Source organism: Streptomyces sp. NRRL S-37 (assembly GCF_000721605.1).
Classification (GTDB): domain Bacteria; phylum Actinomycetota; class Actinomycetes; order Streptomycetales; family Streptomycetaceae; genus Streptomyces.
In genome coordinates this window covers 1-2,023 of sequence record NZ_JOIZ01000067.1, presented here as the reverse complement: position 1 = coordinate 2,023, position 2,023 = coordinate 1, and the positions used below count along the sequence as shown (strand labels likewise).

General features: G+C 71.7%; 1 protein-coding gene. It reads right to left on the bottom strand.

Annotation, left to right across the window (positions count from 1 at the left end):
- A partial coding sequence (locus IH50_RS0136690; RefSeq protein ID WP_234328337.1) for a polyketide synthase dehydratase domain-containing protein occupies positions 1-1,998 on the bottom strand: 1,998 nt, incomplete at its 3' end.
- Positions 1,999-2,023 lie beyond the last annotated feature (25 nt).

Sequence of the window (2,023 nt, the reverse complement as noted above, 5' to 3'; positions counted from 1 at the left end):
CGACTCCACCACACCGTCGTCCAGCACACCCGCCGCGTGCACCACCGCCCGCACCGGATACCGGCCCACCAGAGCAGCCACCGCAGCCCCGTCGGCCACATCACAGGCCTCCACCGACACCCGAGCACCCAGCCCGGACAACTCGGCGACCAGATCCTCCACACCCTCGGCGACCGCACCACGACGGCTCACCAGCAACAGATCCCGCACACCGTGCTCGACCACCAGATGCCGGGCAACTATCCGACCGAGACCACCGGTACCACCCGTCACCAGAACAGTGCCCTCAGCCATACCCCAGACCGCAGCATCCGCACCGGTCGCCGACGCCACGCGCGCCAGGCGAGGCACCAGCACCTCACCCCCACGCACCGCGACCTCGGCCTCGTTCACCGCCAGTGCCATACCCAGCAGCTCGGCGGTGAGCCCGGCGTCCGGTTCGACGTCCAGCAGACCGAACCGGTCCGGGTGCTCCGAGACAGCCGACCTCACCAGACCCCACACTGCGGCACCCGGCAGGTCACCGCCCTCCGTGGCACCGCGCGTCACGAACACCAGACGCGACTGCGCACACCGCTCGTTCGCCAGCCACGACCGCACCAGCTCCAGCGCCCATACGGCCACTTCGTGCACGGATCCGACGACACCGTCCGAGGTACCGGGCACGGTGGCCAGCACCGTTGTCGGTACCTCGCCCTGAACCAGCTCCTCGAATTCGGCCACCCCCGAGACCGTGACCGGTTCGGAGGACACTTCGGCGGCCCGCGTGCCCCGCGCCGGCACCCAGTCCACCTGGTAGAGGGAGTCATGGGTCGCGGTGCTCAGCTGTCCGGCCGCCAGGGGCCGGACGGCCAGGGATTCCACCGAGGCGACGGGAGCGCCTGTCGGGTCGGCCAGCTCCAGGGCCATGGTGCCGTCGGCGTCCCGGATCAGCCGGACCCGCAGGGCCGAGGCGCCGGACGCGTGCAGTGTCACTCCGGTCCACGAGAACGGCACTCCGCCACGGCCGTCGTCGTCGAGCGCGAAGGCGTGCAGGGCGGCGTCGAACAGGGCCGGGTGGAGACCGTAGGCACTGCCGTCCGTCGCTTCGTCGAGGGCGACCTCGGCGAACAGCTCGTCGCCCCGGCGCCATGCGGCACGAAGGCCGCGGAACGCGGGACCGTAGAGGAACCCGGTGTCGGCCAGGCGCTCGTAGCAGTCCGTCACATCGACAGCGCGGGCGTCCTTCGGGGGCCACACGGATGCGTCGAAGTCGGACTGTACCTCGCTTACGAAAGCCGCGGGAGCCAGGATTCCGGTGGCGTGGACGGTCCATGGGGCCTGGACGTCGTCCTCACCCCGGGCGTGTATGCCCAGGGCGCACCGGCCGTCGGCGTCGGGCGTGCCGATCCGCACCTGGATACGAGTACCACCGTGGTCGGGCAGCACCAGCGGCGCGGAGAGGGTCAGTTCCTCGACCGTGTCGCAGCCGACCTCGTCGGCCGCGCGGATCGCCAGTTCCAGCAGGGCCGTTCCCGGCACCAGCACCGAGCCTTGTACCACGTGGTCGGCCAGCCACGGGTGGGACTGCACCGACAGCCTGCCCGTGAACACCACTCCGTCCGATCCCTCGGTACCGGCCAGTTCGACGGCTGCGCCCAGCAGTGGGTGTTCGGCCGCTCCGAGTCCGGCGAACCGCACGTCCCCGGCCCGGGTCAGCGCACCGGCGGGCCAGTAGCGCTGCCGTTGGAAGGCGTAGGTGGGCAGGTCGACGGTGCGTGCGCCGGTGCCGGCGAAGTACGCGGCCCAGTCCACCCGGGCCCCGGCCACGTGCAGCCGGGCGAGCCCGGCCAGTGCCGCCGACTCCTCGTCGCGGTCCTTGCGCAGCACAGGTACGAGGAGGGCGTCGTCGCCGGCGCTCTCGCGGGCCATGCCGCTGAGCACACCGCCCGGGCCCAGCTCCACGAACCGCGTGACACCCTCACCGACCAGGGAACGAACTCCGTCGGCGAAACGCACGGCCTCACGGACATGGGTCACCCAG